The sequence below is a fragment of the Gammaproteobacteria bacterium genome (assembly GCA_003696665.1).
In the GTDB taxonomy this organism is placed as follows: Bacteria; Pseudomonadota; Gammaproteobacteria; order Enterobacterales.
Map to the genome: position 1 here is coordinate 1 of RFGJ01000442.1, position 1,348 is coordinate 1,348.

Genomic DNA, 1,348 nt, shown 5'->3' on the forward strand with positions numbered 1-1,348 from the left:
GCTATGATGGAACAACGCTGGACTTCCACGAGCTGCCTGACCAGAAAGGCAATTTCTTCAAATGTCGTGAAATGGTCAATTTGTTCGAAAATATAATGGGTCTCGTCAAATTGTGCGCAACTCATTTTGTTGGTTCGTTGTAGCCGCCAACGAAAACGCTGTTCTGTTTCGTCAAGAAGCAATAACCCAACTTTTTGTTGTTTATTGCGTAAGGAGGCTGCGACAGCGAATGCGAAAGTTGACTTCCCAGAGCAAGGATTGCCGGTGATGACAGTGAGACTCCCTTGGTAGATGCCACCGCCGAGCACATCGTCAATAGGCTTAATCGTAGTCGCTACTAATTCCGGTTGGTAGGGTCGCTCCTTAGAAAAATGGTCTATGTCCAAAAGCATACGAATACCGGTGTCTGTGATGACGAAGGCATGGTCACCACGGCAGTAGGCGCCCGCTCTGTTCTTTTCTATGCTTAGGTAGTGAACGCCGGATGTATGGGTAAGCGTAAGGCAGCTGTCAGCGGCAAAGGCAAACTCCTAATCCTTTGACTGATCGGTCATTTCTGAGGCAAAAATCGCCGTCGCGCCGTGACTACGGAGAAAACGTATCAAGGCAACAATTTGACGACGATACTGACACAGATCTGAGTACAGATATCGGGAAAGAGAAAAGCCATCAATAAAAACCCTTCTGGGCTTTTTGTTTTCAATGTTTTCCACGATGCTACGCTTGATGGGCCGTTTCTCAATATCATCAGGGATGAATATTTCATAGGGCGCATTGTCTGCCAAACGATCGGGTGTTGGTGTTAAATCAAGAAATGCCGCTTTGCTGATATCAATGTCTAGCCCATTCGCGTATTGCCTTATTTTGTCCTCTGGCGCGGCAAAAGATATAATGAGTGCTGGGTCGTTTGTCCTCATCGCGGCAGCTATGAAGTGCAGCCCAAATATCGTTTTCCCAGATCCTGGTCCGCCTCGAATGATAACAGAGCTCCCATATCTCAACCCGCCGCAGAGCAACTCGTCGAGTTCGAGGCCCCTGTCGTGACTACTTGAGTGTTCATCGCATCCTAAAAGTGCTGGTAACTGGGAATTTGTGAGAAACTACCATCTACAAAGGATAGAACAGTTTTTGAGTTGGCAAGGTGTATTATTCGATGATGTGAAAAAGGATTGTGCCTCGCATTAAAAATGCAAGGCACATGTATTGAGATCACTCGGCAATTGGATAATTTGGGTAGTTGAATTTGAGGGTCAGTCTGGCGTGTTCTGCTTGTTCGTCCAAGCCGAGTTGCTTGTAGGCGGAATACAGCATGGCCAAGGCTGCTGGGGTGACCGATGTGCGCGGATAA

At 47.3% G+C, this 1,348-nt stretch carries 3 protein-coding genes; all 3 read right to left on the reverse strand.

The window, feature by feature from the left end; genetic code table 11:
* Window positions 1–392 (reverse strand): hypothetical protein (locus D6694_11040; protein RMH39596.1); only part of this gene is annotated, 392 nt, incomplete at its 3' end.
* 138 nt (window positions 393–530) lie between these two features.
* A complete protein-coding gene (locus D6694_11045; GenBank protein RMH39597.1) occupies window positions 531–1,016 on the reverse strand; it encodes a hypothetical protein in 486 nt (161 codons plus the stop codon).
* Window positions 1,017–1,209: 193 nt separating this feature from the next.
* On the reverse strand, window positions 1,210–1,348 hold a 139-nt coding region (locus D6694_11050; GenBank protein RMH39598.1), incomplete at its 5' end, for an outer membrane protein assembly factor BamD.